Origin of the sequence: Sphingomonas sp. Leaf25, assembly GCF_001421635.1 — a bacterium.
Classification (GTDB): Bacteria; Pseudomonadota; Alphaproteobacteria; order Sphingomonadales; family Sphingomonadaceae; genus Sphingomonas.
Map to the genome: position 1 here is coordinate 35,082 of NZ_LMKU01000029.1, position 14,208 is coordinate 49,289.

The 14,208-nt window shown below is 65.9% G+C and carries 11 protein-coding genes; 7 read left to right on the forward strand and 4 right to left on the reverse strand.

The features are described from left to right. Positions 1–110 precede the first annotated feature (110 nt). From ASE78_RS11830 to ASE78_RS11845, 4 genes are read left to right on the forward strand one after another with little or no spacing between them, the layout of a single operon-like run. Entirely contained in the window at positions 111–1,439 is a 1,329-nt protein-coding gene (locus tag ASE78_RS11830; RefSeq protein ID WP_162236500.1) for a tyrosine-type recombinase/integrase, read from the forward strand. Continuing rightward, positions 1,439–3,229, forward strand: coding sequence for a hypothetical protein (locus tag ASE78_RS11835; RefSeq protein ID WP_056497412.1), 1,791 nt, complete (start codon positions 1,439–1,441; stop codon positions 3,227–3,229). Before ASE78_RS11830 ends, ASE78_RS11835 begins: the two co-directional genes overlap by 1 nt. Next, entirely contained in the window at positions 3,229–5,574 is a 2,346-nt protein-coding gene (locus ASE78_RS11840; protein WP_056497414.1) for a hypothetical protein, read from the forward strand. The genes ASE78_RS11835 and ASE78_RS11840 overlap by 1 nt, the downstream gene beginning before the upstream one ends. Then, positions 5,571–6,080 (forward strand): hypothetical protein, encoded by a 510-nt coding sequence (locus ASE78_RS11845; protein WP_056497418.1) that lies wholly within the window; start codon positions 5,571–5,573, stop codon positions 6,078–6,080. Before ASE78_RS11840 ends, ASE78_RS11845 begins: the two co-directional genes overlap by 4 nt. Here the strand turns inward: ASE78_RS11845 and ASE78_RS11850 are convergent. Genes ASE78_RS11850 through ASE78_RS19250 form a run of 3 tightly spaced genes read right to left on the reverse strand, consistent with a single transcriptional unit; the run spans position 6,077 to position 8,026 of the window. Next, positions 6,077–6,352, reverse strand: a complete 276-nt coding sequence (locus ASE78_RS11850) for a hypothetical protein (RefSeq protein WP_056497421.1) — start codon at positions 6,350–6,352, stop codon at positions 6,077–6,079. The two genes, ASE78_RS11845 and ASE78_RS11850, sit on opposite strands and share 4 nt — an antisense overlap. Beyond that, positions 6,342–7,235, reverse strand: coding sequence for a 3'-5' exonuclease (locus ASE78_RS11855; protein ID WP_156351491.1), 894 nt, complete (start codon positions 7,233–7,235; stop codon positions 6,342–6,344). Before ASE78_RS11855 ends, ASE78_RS11850 begins: the two co-directional genes overlap by 11 nt. Then, positions 7,232–8,026 (reverse strand): hypothetical protein, encoded by a 795-nt coding sequence (locus ASE78_RS19250; RefSeq protein WP_056497427.1) that lies wholly within the window; start codon positions 8,024–8,026, stop codon positions 7,232–7,234. Before ASE78_RS19250 ends, ASE78_RS11855 begins: the two co-directional genes overlap by 4 nt. Positions 8,027–8,159: 133 nt before the next feature. Here ASE78_RS19250 and ASE78_RS11865 point away from each other — a divergent pair, with 133 nt between their 5' ends. After that, complete coding sequence (locus ASE78_RS11865) at positions 8,160–8,429, forward strand: ArsR/SmtB family transcription factor (RefSeq protein WP_056497429.1); 270 nt, start codon at positions 8,160–8,162, stop codon at positions 8,427–8,429. 18 nt (positions 8,430–8,447) lie between these two features. On the opposite strand, the gene ASE78_RS11870 is transcribed toward ASE78_RS11865, so the two are convergent. Further along, positions 8,448–9,491: a deaminase gene (locus ASE78_RS11870; protein WP_056497432.1), complete on the reverse strand. Its 1,044-nt coding sequence runs from the start codon at positions 9,489–9,491 to the stop codon at positions 8,448–8,450. A 190-nt stretch (positions 9,492–9,681) separates the two neighbouring features. On the opposite strand from ASE78_RS11870, the gene ASE78_RS11875 reads away from it, so the two are divergent. Beyond that, positions 9,682–12,378 (forward strand): xanthine dehydrogenase family protein molybdopterin-binding subunit, encoded by a 2,697-nt coding sequence (locus ASE78_RS11875; RefSeq protein WP_156351492.1) that lies wholly within the window; start codon positions 9,682–9,684, stop codon positions 12,376–12,378. Beyond that, on the forward strand, positions 12,371–14,158 hold the full coding sequence (locus ASE78_RS11880; RefSeq protein WP_056497438.1) for a ferritin-like domain-containing protein: 1,788 nt from the start codon (positions 12,371–12,373) through the stop codon (positions 14,156–14,158). Before ASE78_RS11875 ends, ASE78_RS11880 begins: the two co-directional genes overlap by 8 nt. The last annotated feature ends 50 nt before the right edge of the window (positions 14,159–14,208 follow it).

Genomic DNA, 14,208 nt, shown 5'->3' on the forward strand with positions numbered 1-14,208 from the left:
CGCTCGTAGGGGTGCATCACATCACGCCCCTAACTCCTTTCCACGTTTTGCGATGAACAAAGATGTGAACACCTCACGATGCTCATAGAATGGAATATGGACAAGCGGAATTGTCCACCTTGTTGTTCACCAATCAACTGAAGAAAAAAACGATGCGCGACACGGGCTACACCGTTTCCGAACACGACCTCATGGCCAGGATCGAGGGATTTCCAAATCCCTACGACCGCTATTCAGTCGTACGCTGGAAGTCTGGCACGACAAGGCGCGTGGCGCAAGAGCTCGGCCTGCAGGACCTGCGCCCCGCCAAGCGCGACCTGCCTGCCGGCTTCCGATACCTGGTGAACCTCACCACCGGCGCCGTAGTGGCGCCCGCCCTGCTCTTCCTCGCCGAGCAGGCCGTGGGCATCGGCGACGAGAAGCACGCCGACAACACGATCAGCGCCTACGCCTACGACCTGCGCGCCTGGTTCGAGTTCCTCGCCACGATGGGTGTTGCATGGGACGCGGCGACCGAGCACCACTTCCGCGACTACGTCTACGAGATGACCGCCGAGGCGTTCGACGAGGAGACCGAGCAGGGCTTCCAGTTTGCCAGGAACACCATCAAGCGGCGCGTCTCGTCCCTGCGGTCATTCTACGTCGACGCGCGTTCGCGCGGTCTGACCGACGTGCGCTTCGTGACCAAGTTGGGCAAGACGATAGGCCGCATCCCCGAGACGGCTATCCGTCCGGTCCCGCTGGAGAGCCTGAAGCCGCTCATCGCCTGCTTCGGGCCGCGGCCGTCCAAGCGGCGCGACGGCGAGACCTCGCGCCTCTGGCTGTCCTCGATGATCGCGCTGCTGGGCGGCCTGCGCCGGTTCGAGGTCTGCGGCCTCGACCGCAAGCAGATCGAAAAGGTGAGAAACAACCCGCGGGCGCCGCTGGCCGAACATGCGATCGATCTGACCGTCACCAAGGGCGGCAACCCGCGCACCATCCTCCTGCCCGGCTTCCTCATCGCCGAGCTCAAGCTCTACATCGCGAGCGAGCGCGCCGCGTGCGTGCCGCTGCCCGACGACGAGCACACCCCGGCGCTGTTCGTGAACCACAGATCGGCCGGTCCAGCGGCCGGCGACCGGCTCTCGCCGGCGATCCTCGGTCGGGATTTCTCGGCCGCCGTCGCCCGCGCGGGCCTGCTCCGTCAGCTTCCCGGCCACCGCCACGGTGCGGGCGCCTCGACGACCGCGCACACATTCCACGATCTCCGGCACACGTGCGCCTGCCTCTACTACGTGAACTCGCGCGGCCACAGCGCCGACCCTTGGCTCGAGGCCCAGCGCCGCCTCGGTCACGCCCTGCTAGAGACGACGCAGAAGGTCTATCTCCGCCACGTGCACGAGTTCGCCGGCGGTGCCGACGACCTCGTGCAGTCGATCGTGTTCGGGCTGCTCGGCTGATGCGCGCGGGCAGCACCGCAGCGCGCAGGGCGGCGCTTGCCAAGTCCAAGCCGGTCCCGTCGGCAGCCCTCGTGCCGCCAGAAATCGCATCCGCGACCAACAAGCGGTGCGAGGACGTCCTCGCCTTTCCCGCGCACGACGATCACGCGCCGCAGATCATTCCAATGGGCCGCCTGTCACGTTTCCCGAGCCTGCGCGACGCGATCGTCCCCACCCTGCTTCCGCTGCTGGGGCATAAGTCGCCGTCGACGAGATCGCGGGTGATCGCCTCGCTCAAGTCCGGACTGCTCGCGTTCTTCGACGAGCAGTCGAGTGGCGACATGTCCCCGAACGACATCGACTGCGACACCATCTCTCGCTTCGTGTGGTGGCTCGACCGCGTGGTCGACGACAAGGCCGCGCTGAGCGTCGGCGTGCGCCGCTCCTATCTGGGCGACGCAAGGATGGTGCTGGAACCCGTCAGCCGGGAGACCGGCAACGACCGCCTCGCGGAGGCCATCCGCGAGTGGCCCGAGAACCCGTGGCCGGACGCGGTGCGGCCGTCGCGCGAACTGAAGACCGTCCCGGACGCGGCGGCGATGTCGAAGCTGCTGCGCCACTGCCGCGACGAGATCGAGCGTCGGATCGAGGAGACGGAGCCGCTGCTCGCGATGTTCGAGGCCGGCGACGCGTCCGACAGGCTGGTCGCGAAGGCGCTGATGCTGCGCGAGCTCTTCATCGCCGGCCGTGCCGCAGATCCGGACTACAACGTCACCGACGAGGTCAACGCGCACTGTTCGCAACACATGGCGCATCGCTTCCGGAAGAGCTTCACGCCAGGGGCGGAGGAGCTGATGCCCTTCATAGTAGTCCTGCTGCACTACACGCGCTTCAATCCGGCCGTGCTGTTCGACCTGAGACTGAGCGATGTGCGCAAGAACTCGCTAGGCAATGCCCATCGCATCGTGATTACTGCACGCAAGCGCCGTCCGGTCGACACCTGGCAGACGGCCTCATTCGCGATCGACGCCTCGTCCACCAATCCTGCGCGACTGCTCGACTTCCTTCAGCGCTGGACCGCGATCGGCCGGGAAGTCGTCGGCAGCGAACTCTATTTCGTGGCGCGCGGCGCCTCGCGCTTCGGCGAGATCGGTCCCGATATCCGAAACAAAGGCGGCGGCGCCATCGCAGGCGCGCTGACGCGCATGATCAAGAGCGCGAAGGTGTCCAACATCCCCATGAAGGACATGCGCAAAGGCGTGCTCGACCTCGTCCACTTGGCGACCGGCGACACCGAGTCGGTCCGAAAGACCGGCGGCCAGGCATCGCAGCAGGTGGTGATCGACCACTATCGCTCGCATGCAGCTGAGAGCCGGGACATCGAGATGCTGGCGCGGGCGGCCGAAGAGCGTGAACGCTGGCTGCTCTCGGATGGCCGCATCGATGCGCGCAAACTTCCGGAAAAGTCGGACCGCTCCGCCGCCACCCCGGGCTTCTCCTGCCTCGACCGCTACGCAAGCCCGATGCCCGGTCAGAAGGGTCAGGCCTGTCACGCCTACGGCCAATGTCCGATCTGCCCCCTGGCGGTGATGGACCTGACGTCGGAGCGGTCGTGCGCCTACGCTCATCTCCTACTCGACGCCATTGAGCGCAGCTTCGACGGCGAGGACGCGCTGTCTGCCGGAGCGTATCTCGGCATCTGGCTGCCTGTCGCGCAGCGGCTGGCCGACGACTGGCTGCCCGCCTTCACCGACGAGGCCCGCGCCCTGGCCAAGAAGATGGACCTTCCACCCCTGCCGGAGATCGAATGATGGCGACCGCCCTCACCACGCAGGAACTGCTGCGCCACCCGGAGGCGTTGAGCTTCGGACCGGGCAAGCGGGTTTCGTCGCTGAGCATGTGGACGGACGTGGTCTGGCGGCTCGACACCGACGATCCCGGGCTCACGGCCTCCGGCATCGGCCTGTATTGGACCACCGGCCTGCCGGACGGCTGGAATCCCTCCCTTCCGGACGGCGGCGTCGGCGCGGTCGACGCCGCGATCGTCGACGACTTCCGCAAGCTGCTCTGGATCGCGCTGGCCGACCCGCGCATCCGCTTCGTCAAGAAGGTCACCGGGGCAGCGAGCATCATGACCGGCATCACCAGCCTCATGCGCTACATGGTCGACCGCGGGCTATCCAGCTTCGAGCAGCTCACTCCGGTCGCCGCGGACGACTACCTGCGGCACCTAGCCGAGAAGTTCGCCGGCGAGGAGAACGCAGCCATCCAGCGCGGCGAGGCTGACGAGGACGAGGCGTCCTCCCATCGGAAGGCAAAGGCGAGTCTGGAGGGTCGCATCAAGACGCGGATCGCCACCTTGGGGTTCATCTGGCAGGCGCGCAGGCAGCTTGCCAAGGCCGGCATCCCGGTCCCGGCGCTGGATCCGCTCGGCGGTCGATCCGCCTCCAAGGTCGCGAACTACGTCGTCAACGTCGTCGAAGACGCGATCCCGCCCATACCCGACGAGGTCTATCTCCGCATCGTGAACACGGCTGAGCGCGTGATCGCCATACACGCGCCGGACGTCTTCGAAGCCCAGCGGCTGTGGTTCGAGCATACTGGCGGCCTGGGTTCCGGGCATGAACGCAATCAGGCCTACGAGGCGTTGCGGAGCCTTCAGTTCCGCACTCACGGCGCGAGCAAGGTGGCTTGGCCAGCAGCGCTTTCCGAGTCCGGTCTGTCCAATACCGGGGCATCCAACAGCCCATCGCTCGCGCTGCACAACCTGCTCTCGACTCTTCGCGACGTCTGCCTGCTCACGGTCATGGCGACTTCGGGCATGCGGCTGTCGGAGGTCGTATCGATCCGTGGCGGCTGGACGCCAGGCAACGCGCATCCAGACTGCATCGTCGTCGAGCGCTCGCAGAGCGGAACGCTCGACCTGTTCTTCGTCCGCGCCAAGCTGCTGAAGAAGCAGACGACGCCCGTCGACGACCTCTGGCTCGTCGGATCGCGACTGGCCGGAACGGGCGAGGTCCCGCTCGCCGTCAGGGCGATCGAGACGCTGGAGCGCCTCATGTCCCCCTGGCGCGGACTGTCGCCCGACCAGCAGGCGCGGACCGCTCTCAGTGTCTGCATGAACTGTCCGGGCATGCCGTGGAAGCCGTCGAGCATCTGCCGAATCACGCGCCACCGCTTCGCCACCTCGGTGAAGCAGTTCTACGCCCGCTTCGTCGACTTGACCGGGCTGCCCGACGTAGGCGCCAGCCTGGACGGCCCGGACATCAGGCCATACCGGGAGTCCAGATGCGCGAACGTGCGGGCGCACCAATATCGCAAGAACTTCGCGAAGTTCATGCTGCGCCTCGACGGCAGGCTGCTTCCCGCGATCAAGCGGCAATACAAGCACCTGCGGATCGCCACCCTCCAGACCGGCTACATGGGTCGCAACCCGGCCATGTATTTCGGCGGGGACGACGAACGCCGGCTCGTCGCGAACCGCAGCCTCGCCACCATGCTCGGTCTCGAGGAGGCGGTCGGCGGGCGGCTCGAGGACGTCATCTCCCGTCACGAGAGGATGCTCCGCTCGCGACGCGCCATCTCCGAAGACGAGGTGAGAGTCCCTACCGAAGACGACGAGGGCAAACGGCTCAAGGCCCGCCGGCACTTCCCCGAACTGGACGAGAAGGAAGAACTTGAGATCCGCACCGCGGTGACGAGGGCCGCCCTGGCCGCCGCCGCGGATCCGAGGAAGAGGACGGCCGGATCGCTGACGCGCTTCTTGTCCGTGGGCGACGGGACGGCAATGGCGCCGGACGTGTCGGAAGAGCTGATCGAGACCGGTGCCACGCTGACCCCCGGCGAGCACGGCTCGTGCGGGATTGCCCTCGCGCCGCATCGGTCGCGCTGCAACGACATGACAGGCAGCGCCACCTTCCTCAACAGCACGCCCGATCAGATGATACGCAGTCCGTCGATCTGCGGCGGCTGCCAGCTGTTTCTCGCCGACCAGAGCCATCTCGGCTATTGGCGCCGCCGCTATCTCACAAACGAGCGCGTCTGGCGCAGTGCCAAGCGGCGCGGCCTGGAGGACCAATACTGGGTCGCCAATCGGCGGGCCGAGCAGTCGCGCGCCATGCTGCGCGCGCTCGGATACGAAAGGTATGACCGGTGAGCTTCAAGGTCAGGACGCTCGAGAACGAGGATCCCGTGGAGACCGCCTTCTTGCAGGCCCTCCAGCGCGTGGTCGACGGGACGCCATCACAACAGAAGACCCGGGCGCTCAAGCTGTCCGGCAGGCTCAGCGTGTGCCAGCAGCATGTCGCCTGGGAAGCCGGCAAAAGCAGCCGCACGCCCATCAGCGGCGACGGAGCGAAATGGCCCCGGGTGCGCGACGAAGTCGAGCGCGCCAAGAGATACGTGGGGGCTGCCGCCCGCAGCCAGCCGGATCCTGGAGAGCGGAGTGCGCGAAAGGAGCTCGCCGCACTGCGGGCGGAGATCGCCGCGCTCCGCACGGAGCGGCGCATCCTGACGGCCGAGCGCGACCTCGCCTTCGCCAAGAGCGCCGCCCTCCTGCTGCTGCTCGAGGAGCTGAAGCGAGAGCGTCTCGTCCCGGTCACGAGCGAGGACGAACGCCTCGCGACGCGCCGCGCGGCGGAGGAGCGCTACGCCGCCAGCTAGTCGAGCCACTCGAGTAGACGCGGATCGATCCCGGGCTGATCGTCCGACGGGGTCCAGCCCTCGCCCACCCGAACCCGTTCGATCGCCATGATGGCGTGGAAGAGGCTGGTCTCGGCCGCCCGGACGTAGACCTGCGCAACGGGAACTCCCAGCCAGCCCAAGCGCTCGGCGCAGCCGTCCAGCAGGCCGAGCGGCGGCCACAGGCTTTCGGCGACCGCCGAAAGACCGCCGTCGAGGATGCCGACGACCGGCTCGGAACGCTCACCGGGCATGTCGGACGCGCCAGTCGATCTCGCTCACGCTCGGCACATCGGTGGCGGCGTAGATCTGGATTGTCGCCCAGTCGATCTCGTCGTCCTTCAACGACCCTTCCACCTCGATCGACCAGACGCCGCGAACCGGCGACCAGCGCCAGCCGCGCGCCTTGAGTTTCTCCGACGCCGACCGCGGCGCCCGAGCCGCGTCGAGCCGGTAGGTGGTCCGACGGGCCCGATCCAGCATGTGGGATAGGACCGTGGTTCCATCGTGCAGCGTGTGATCGAGCAGATGCAGCAGCGCGTTGACGTCCACGCCCGCACGGTGGGCGTCGTAGAAGCCGCCGATCGCGGCGACCAGCTGCGACTGGGTGCGCCCCTCGAAGCCGAGGCCTCGCCAATCCACGTCGTTCAGGCTGCAGGCCCAGGCAAGGTCGCGCGCCTCTGGCAGCCGCGCCTCTACGAACGGCCGGTCGAAGGACGCGTTGTGGCTGACGACGAAGTCGGCATAGGCGAGGATCGACCCGGCCTCTCCGTCGCGGATGGCCTTTCCCTTCACGTCCTCCGCCCGGATGCCGGTCACCTTTGTGATCTCCGGCGTGATCGGGATGCCGGGATCCTCGAAATAGGCGACCAGCGGCTCCGCCGACACGATCCGGCCTTCCGCGTCGGCCTCGAAACGCTGCATCGCCAGCTCGATGATCCGGTCGTCTTCCGGATGGAAGCCGGTGGTCTCCACGTCGAGCGCGACGCCGGTGATCACGCCGGTCCTGAGCGCGGGCACGTCGCGGCGCTCGAACGGCGGAAGCCTGCGCAGCACGCGGTAGTCCGGGTGGCGGTCGAGCACGCGCGCGATCGCCGACGCTTCGACCGGCACGTTGACGAGACCCTGCACGCTCATGCGCGCCACTCCAGCACCACGGCGAAGCCCTCCGCCGTCATCTTGCCGGGGTCCGTCGCGAGGAAGGCGAGCTCGTTGGCGATGTGGTCGGACACCAGCCGCGAGCCGATCGTGTCGTAGAGGTCGAACCCCTCCCTAACCTTCGCGCCCAGCGCGGCGATCGCGCCGTAGCGCTCGAACAGCCGGTTCCTGAACGTCCGCTCGCTGTCCACGACCGCGGCGACGAACACCAGCATCCGCCCGCCTGCCGCATACTGCGAGAAGCCCGTCGAGAAGAGCCGGTCGCCGGTGTGCGTGCGCTGCGCCGCGCGGCGCCGCCAGGCCCGCGCCTCCGGCGACTTCTGCGGGAACGGCGGGTCGTGCCGCGGACCGGCCCCAGCCTCCGCGTCCAGCTCGGACACGGCGATGTCGTCGAGCAGCTCGTCGTCGAGGACGTCGTCGTCGTCATCGGAGAGAAGTTCGTCGAGCAGCTCGGGATCCGCGTCGAGCCCCAGGTCGGCGCCCTGCGCATGGAGGACAAGCGCCCGCTCGAACGCCCTGCCCTCCAGACAGGCGGTCAGGGCACTCTCCCCGTCGAACATCGCGCGGGGAGAGAGCATCCACGCCATCGGGTCGCACGCAAGCCCGTCCCTCTCGAACCGCGCGCCGACGGTCGTGGCGACGATCGCCAGCCTGACCAGCGCCGGGCGCTGGGCGTCGTCGGGACGCCAGTGCAATCGGTCCGCGGCGAAAGGATCCGCAATCGCGGGCACTTCGAGCTGCGGCTCCGCAACGACGATCTGACCTTCCATGTTCTTTAACTCCCTTGTTTCCGACGCCCGGATCGGTGAAACCAATCCCGAGCGCCCATATATCGATATATCGTGAAATAACGAAATATCAAGGGTGTCTTGACCGGCGCGCTTCGAAAAGCACACTGGACCCATGAATTCCGAACGGATCCCGACCATCCTGGCAGCCGCCGGCCACCCGACGAGGTTCGAGGTCCTCCGCCTGCTGTCGGGCGAGAAGGACGGGCTCGCCGCGGGCGAGATCGGACGTCGTCTCGAAGTCGGTCAGAGCACCCTGTCGTCGCACCTGAAGAAGCTCGCCGACGCGGATCTCGTCAGCACCACGCGCTCGGGGACGACCATCTCCTACCGATTGAACAGGTCGACCGCCGAAGCGGTCGGCAAGGCGATGACCGAGCTCTGACGACTGTTCCGGAAGGAGCTACTTGTGCGTTGTCCCCCGCCGCCCGACCTTCCTTACATAGATGCGATATCGACGCGCCTGGTCGAGCACCTCGGCATTCGTAAGGGCCTGACGCACAGCTGCCGGACGTGCCGGAGTGTAATCGGGAAAGCTCAGCACCATGCTTTCTAGTTCGTCGGCTCCGGCGGCGAAGATGGACTTGGCAGCGTCGGTGCATAGGAACGACGTGATGCTGTCGGACGGAACAGGCGTGCCGTCCGGCTGGACGTAGAACGGAACCTTGTCCTTCTCCGCAACGAACCGGACGTAGTCCGCTTCGAGCGTCGCCTTGTGCGCGAAACCAAACAGATCTGCGCTGACCGGCTCGGGCGCCCAATACTTGGTGGCGGGCTTACCGGTCGATCCACCATGCGTGTGTGGATGCGACACGGCCAGCGAATTGGACAGGTTATACATGATGTTGCCGATCCGATACTGCCCCGGGTCGCCCTGCAGATAGATCACAGCCTTCAGGTTCGCGAGCGTCATCACGCCCGAGCACTGGGCACATGACTCCAAGCTCGTGTAGAGCGTCACCGCGCTCAGCAGCGTTCCGTAGGGGACCTCCTTGATCTCGCTCGTGTCGATCGTCTGCCAGTGATCGTAGTTCTGGTTCAGGTTAAAGATGCGGCGGACCAGCCGAGCCTCCGCGTGCTCCGTCGAACTGTTGTAGAGCTCGTTGTGGTTGAACTCGAAATCGATGATCTCGCCCCGCCCGTCGACAGCGATGCAGGCGATGTTGTGACCGAAGTAGCGGTCGCCGCAGGCATCGCCCGCGTAGCGCCCCTTCTCGATCATCTGGCTGGCTCGTCCGGGATAGGTGCCGGCCGGCCCCTTCTTGTTTCCGTTGAACGCGTCCGCGACGATCGCGAAGACCAACCGGCTGTAGATGGTATGGCGTTCGGCGTCCTCGGCAGACACGTTGTTGTTCTCGACCTGCGTCAGCTCCTCCACTGTCTTCTTCGCGTAGAATGCGAGAGGATCCTGATCGGCTTCGCTGGTCGCTTTCGGCTCGCCCCCCATTTGGCGTCTCCTCCCCTTCCTGGCCCTCAATCAGCATGACGCAAAGCCGCTGTCTTGCAAGTAAACAAGAAGGGCGGCGCCCGATTTACTTGCGCTCTTCGCTCGTGCATCCTGCAGCCGCTGCAGCTCGGGGCTAATTCGACGGCAGGCTCGTCGCGACAACCGTGGCAGCACACGGGGGAGAGCTGCATTGGGCCAGAATCAACCGAAATGGCTGGAACCTGATCTTCGCCGTGCCAAGATCACAGGAGAGAAGGTCTTCGCTAGCGACTATCGCTCGGACGATCTCGGCTGGGGGGAGGACTGCGCACACGCGCTCGTGGTGCGAGCGACCTGCGTCACGAAGAAGTTCAAGCGCCTCGACCTCACCAAGCTGAGCAAAGAGAACCAGCCCTCCAAAGTGATTACCGAAGAGACAATCCGCATCGCGGGCTACGACCCGAAGATCGGCGTGATGCCTGCCCCGAAGGACGCCAACTGGACGGTGACCCGCCAGATATGCCTCGCCGACACCGTTCCCGAGTTCCTCAGCCAGCCCCTTGCCATCCTCATCTACGACGACTTCCTGACCTTTCGAAGGTCCGCGCAGGAGCTGCGCGAAGACCGCGGCATTGTCGTATACGAGGACGTGCCCCCGGAAGTCCTGCCGGCTAACCCGACGCTGGACGAGATACTCGGGGACTGGCGCAACTCGAAGGCGGATGCGACCCTTGCGAGACAGCACTACCTCTGGTCGACGGCCCCCTATCCATCTTCCAGCCAGTATTCTAACGGGCCGCTGACCTTCAGCGGCGGGGCCTGGTCACGGGCAGATCCGACGGACCGAGTCACGGCCAGCGCCACGGCGGCGGCAATCCAAGTGGAACTTGGGCAGCTGAAGGCGGGCCAGCTCTGCGTGGAGACCACGACCTACACGCAGCAGGTGGACCCCGCATTTCTCGAGCCGGAAAGCGGGCTGGCGCGTTTGAAGGACGGCACGCTGACGATTCTGGCCGGGACGCAGTCGGCGTCTGGAGAACGCCGGGCGCTCGCGGCGCTCGTTACGGCCAATTCCCCGGTCAAGAAGATCGAGCTCTGGGGTGCCGACATCGGCGGCGGCTTCGGTGGTCGCGACATGGCGCCTCATCTCTTCCAGCTCGCCTTCGCCGCCATTTTCGCCGGCAAGCCCGTCCGACTGGCATATGACCGCTTCGAGCAGTTCCAGGCAGGACTGAAACGGCACGGCTCCGCCGTCCACAGCCTCGTGACGGCAACCGAGGAAGGATTGCTCGACCGTGCGCTCATCCACGTGGTGTTCGAAGGCGGGGCCGAGATCAACCTGAGCAATCCCGTGATGTCGCTCGGGTCTCTGCACGCCACCAGTTTCTACAGGTTCCGGCAGGCCAGCGTGAACGGCATCGTGACGAGACGCGCCGTTCCGGTTGTCGGCTCGATGCGCGGCTTCGGCATCCCCCAGGTCAACTTCAACATCGAGACGGCCGTCGACAAGCTCGCCGTGCTGGGTCTGAAGGAAGACCCAGTCGCATTCAGACGCCGCAACGTCCTCAAGCACGCTCGACTGCCGGCTGACGCCGACTGCGATCTCGCCGGCACCCCACTCAAGTTCCACGTCGCGAACGCCGAGGTCTGCGATCTCGCCGGCAAGCATCCGCTCTGGACCGGGCGAGCAGAAGCGCGCGACGAGGGCGCAGCGCGCGGCGTCTATCGGGGCGTTGGGTTCGCCGGCTGCATGCAAGCCTATGGCACCTCGGGGGATCCGCAGTTCGCGGCTGTGCAGCTCGAGCTCGACGGCGCCGTCACCGTATGGAGCGAGACCGTCGACATGGGCCAGGGAGCGAGGCAGTCGCTCGCCGCCGTGGTCGAGGCCGCCTTCCACACCCGTGCCCAGGTCCAGCTTGGCACGGCGGAACCCTTCGCCGCCTTCTCGGCGCTGATGTTGCAGAACGCGCAAAACGTCCCGAAGAAATGGGGGGACCGGTCGTCGGCGAGTGCGTCGAAGACGGCCTTCTTCCATGTTCACGTCGTCCGCGAGGCGCTGGCCGCTCTGCTGCGGTTCCGCGTCCTCCCCACGCTGCGCGCCATCACGGGATCGAAGCTAGACGACGAGGCGATCGCTGCTGCCTGGAACGAGAAGGGCTTCGTGGTCGACGGTCGAACTGTCACGTTGGCCGAGATCGCCAAGCAAATGGAGGACACTGGCCGCGAGAGGATGGCGATAGCGCACGGGTACTTCGCCAACGGCTGGTCAAAGGCAAGGTTCGTCGAGGGACCGATCGAGCACCAGACTTTCGCCGACGCGATCGGCTTCGCGCGCGATCCCCTCGCAGCGCCGACGCTGCTCGACGTCTACGAACGCGTCTTCCCCGACCCCACGGGCCCGGGAAAGTCGCCCGTGCCTCGGTCCGGATACGCAGCCGGCGCGCACCTGATCGCGGTCGAGGTCGATCCAAAGGCCGGCCGCATTGTCGTCACCGACGTGGTCGCGTTTCTCGATGCCGGAGAACCCATCATCGAAGCTGTGCTGGCCGGACAGGTGGAGGGCGGACTGCAGATGGGCATCGCCCACGCCCTCTTCGAGGAGCTGCCGCGCGAGTCCGGCCAGGATCGATACGTGAATTTCGACCGCTACATTATGCCGAGATCGTCCGACGTTAGCGGAATCAAGCTCGAGCAGCACTGCGTCGCCCTTCCGATCGGCGGTGCGCTCAACGCCGACGACGCCCACATTCGGCACAAGGGCGCTGGCGAAGTGACGATGACCACCGTCGCCGCCGCGATCTCAAACGCGATAGCGCATGCGCTGGGGCATCATTCGTCGGACGCTTGGCCCAATCGGCTGCCAATCAAGTTTGCAGACCTCAAGATCGTGGGGGGCCTAGGTGCTTAGAAAGACCTCAGACGTCAGCTTCACCGTCAACGGCACGTCCCAGATCGTAAAGGACGTCCCCGAGGACATGCACCTCGGACACTACTTGCGCGAGGTCCTGGGCAAGACGGGCACCCGGATCGGCTGCAGCATCGGCGAATGCCGCGCCTGCACCGTCATGGTGCGCCACGGTCCCGGCGAGCCACCCGTGACGAAGCAATCCTGCATGATCGCCATGCGCCACGTGAACGACTGGGAGGTCACGACGATCGAAGGCATCGCCAATGGGACCAACCTCCATCCGGTCCAGCAGGCCATTCTCGACGAGGGCGCGATGCAGTGCGGCTACTGCGCAGCCGGCTTCGCCGTCGCCGGCGTGGTAGCTTACGAGCAAATGGCGGCACTGCCCCAACAGGATCCCGAGACGGTGATCGAGGCGGTCGCGGGCCACAACCTGTGCCGGTGCACCGGCTACGCGAGATACCGGAAAGCCATACGACGGGCGATCGACGAGCGCGCGCCGGCACACGCGCCAGCCAACTTCTCTCTCAAGATGAAGGACGACCCGCTGACAGAGCGGTTCGACATGCTGGGCCTGCTGGAACCCACCGTCGAGAAGGGCGCCGTCCACAACCTTCGCGCCGACTTCAGCCTCGACGCGATCGAAATCCCGCTCGCCGTGAGTCTGGCCGCCAGCCCGACACCTGCTCAAGGCTACGTGCCGCTCTTCGCAAATCCGCTGATCGAACTGATAAGGCTGCTGCGGGACGCTGCCGAGATCGAGCATTCGCTGCTCGTCCAGTATCTCTACGCCGCATTCTCGGTGAAATGTCCGGAATATCTGTCGTTGGCAGGATGGGCGAGCCACCGCTACGGCGGCCGTCCGCTCCACATCCTCGGCGTCGCGATCGAGGAGATGACCCACCTCGACGTCGTCAACGGCCTGCTGGTCGAACTGGGCGCCGGTCCACACCTCGGACGGCAGCAGTTCCCCTACGAGCAGGACATCTATCCATTCGCCTTCGCGCTAGAGGCTCTGAGCCTCGAGACCGTGGCCAAATACGTCTATGTCGAAGCGCCGGCCGATAGCATCTCGCCCGAACAACAGGATTCGGCAGATCAGAAGTTCGTGGATCAGCTGTATGGCATATTAGGCACGGCGAGACCCAATCAAGTCGGCTCGCTCTACAGGAAGATCGAGGCGGTTATCGCGGAACTCCGCAGCCGCGAGCCCGATCTCATCGACTTCGACCTCTGGCTGAAGCGGCTTGAGGAGGTGCGCATCGAAGGCGAAGCCGAGCACTTCGAGCTCTTCAAGTCGATCTTCCTAGGCACGCACTCCGCGCTCCCAGGACCAGAGGTGTGGACGACGGGCCACCCACACTTTCCAAGCCATGAGCTGCGGGTGGAGACCGGCCTTCCGCCAGCCGGCGAAGACGTGAAGGACGAATTGCTCCCCGCTTTGCGCCACATCGGCAATCTTAACTACTGGGCCGTCTGCATGCTGCTCGACCAGTCCTATCGCCGGCGCGGTCGCTATCATAATGCGTCCCGCCGACACATGACTGGCCCGCTCCGGAGCATCGCAAGCGCGCTGGCGCTGCACGGCGAGGGCGTCCCATTCGACGCACTCCCGCAGGGTTACTCGTTCGGCCTGGACGACAGTCAGAATCTCGCGCTCACGCTGACGATGGTCCGCGAAATCACGCAAGCTGAAATCCGCTTCAGTCGCTTCCTTCCCCCGGACTACTCGACGCGCTGCGCGCTGGAGACGGTGGAGGAAATACTCGTCACCCTTTAGCCGACAGAAGGTCCGCGCACGTCCACTCCTACACTCAGGACCACGTCGAA

Excerpts from the sequence above, each read along its gene's own strand:
- ASE78_RS11865 (WP_056497429.1), top strand. The coding sequence starts at position 8,160 with ATGAATTCCGAACGGATCCCGACCATCCTGGCAGCCGCCGGCCACCCG.
- ASE78_RS19250 (WP_056497427.1), bottom strand. The coding sequence starts at position 8,026 with ATGGAAGGTCAGATCGTCGTTGCGGAGCCGCAGCTCGAAGTGCCCGCG.
- ASE78_RS11835 (WP_056497412.1), top strand. The coding sequence starts at position 1,439 with ATGCGCGCGGGCAGCACCGCAGCGCGCAGGGCGGCGCTTGCCAAGTCC.
- ASE78_RS11840 (WP_056497414.1), top strand. The coding sequence starts at position 3,229 with ATGGCGACCGCCCTCACCACGCAGGAACTGCTGCGCCACCCGGAGGCG.
- ASE78_RS11855 (WP_156351491.1), bottom strand. The coding sequence starts at position 7,235 with ATGAGCGTGCAGGGTCTCGTCAACGTGCCGGTCGAAGCGTCGGCGATC.
- ASE78_RS11850 (WP_056497421.1), bottom strand. The coding sequence starts at position 6,352 with ATGCCCGGTGAGCGTTCCGAGCCGGTCGTCGGCATCCTCGACGGCGGT.
- ASE78_RS11870 (WP_056497432.1), bottom strand. The coding sequence starts at position 9,491 with ATGGGGGGCGAGCCGAAAGCGACCAGCGAAGCCGATCAGGATCCTCTC.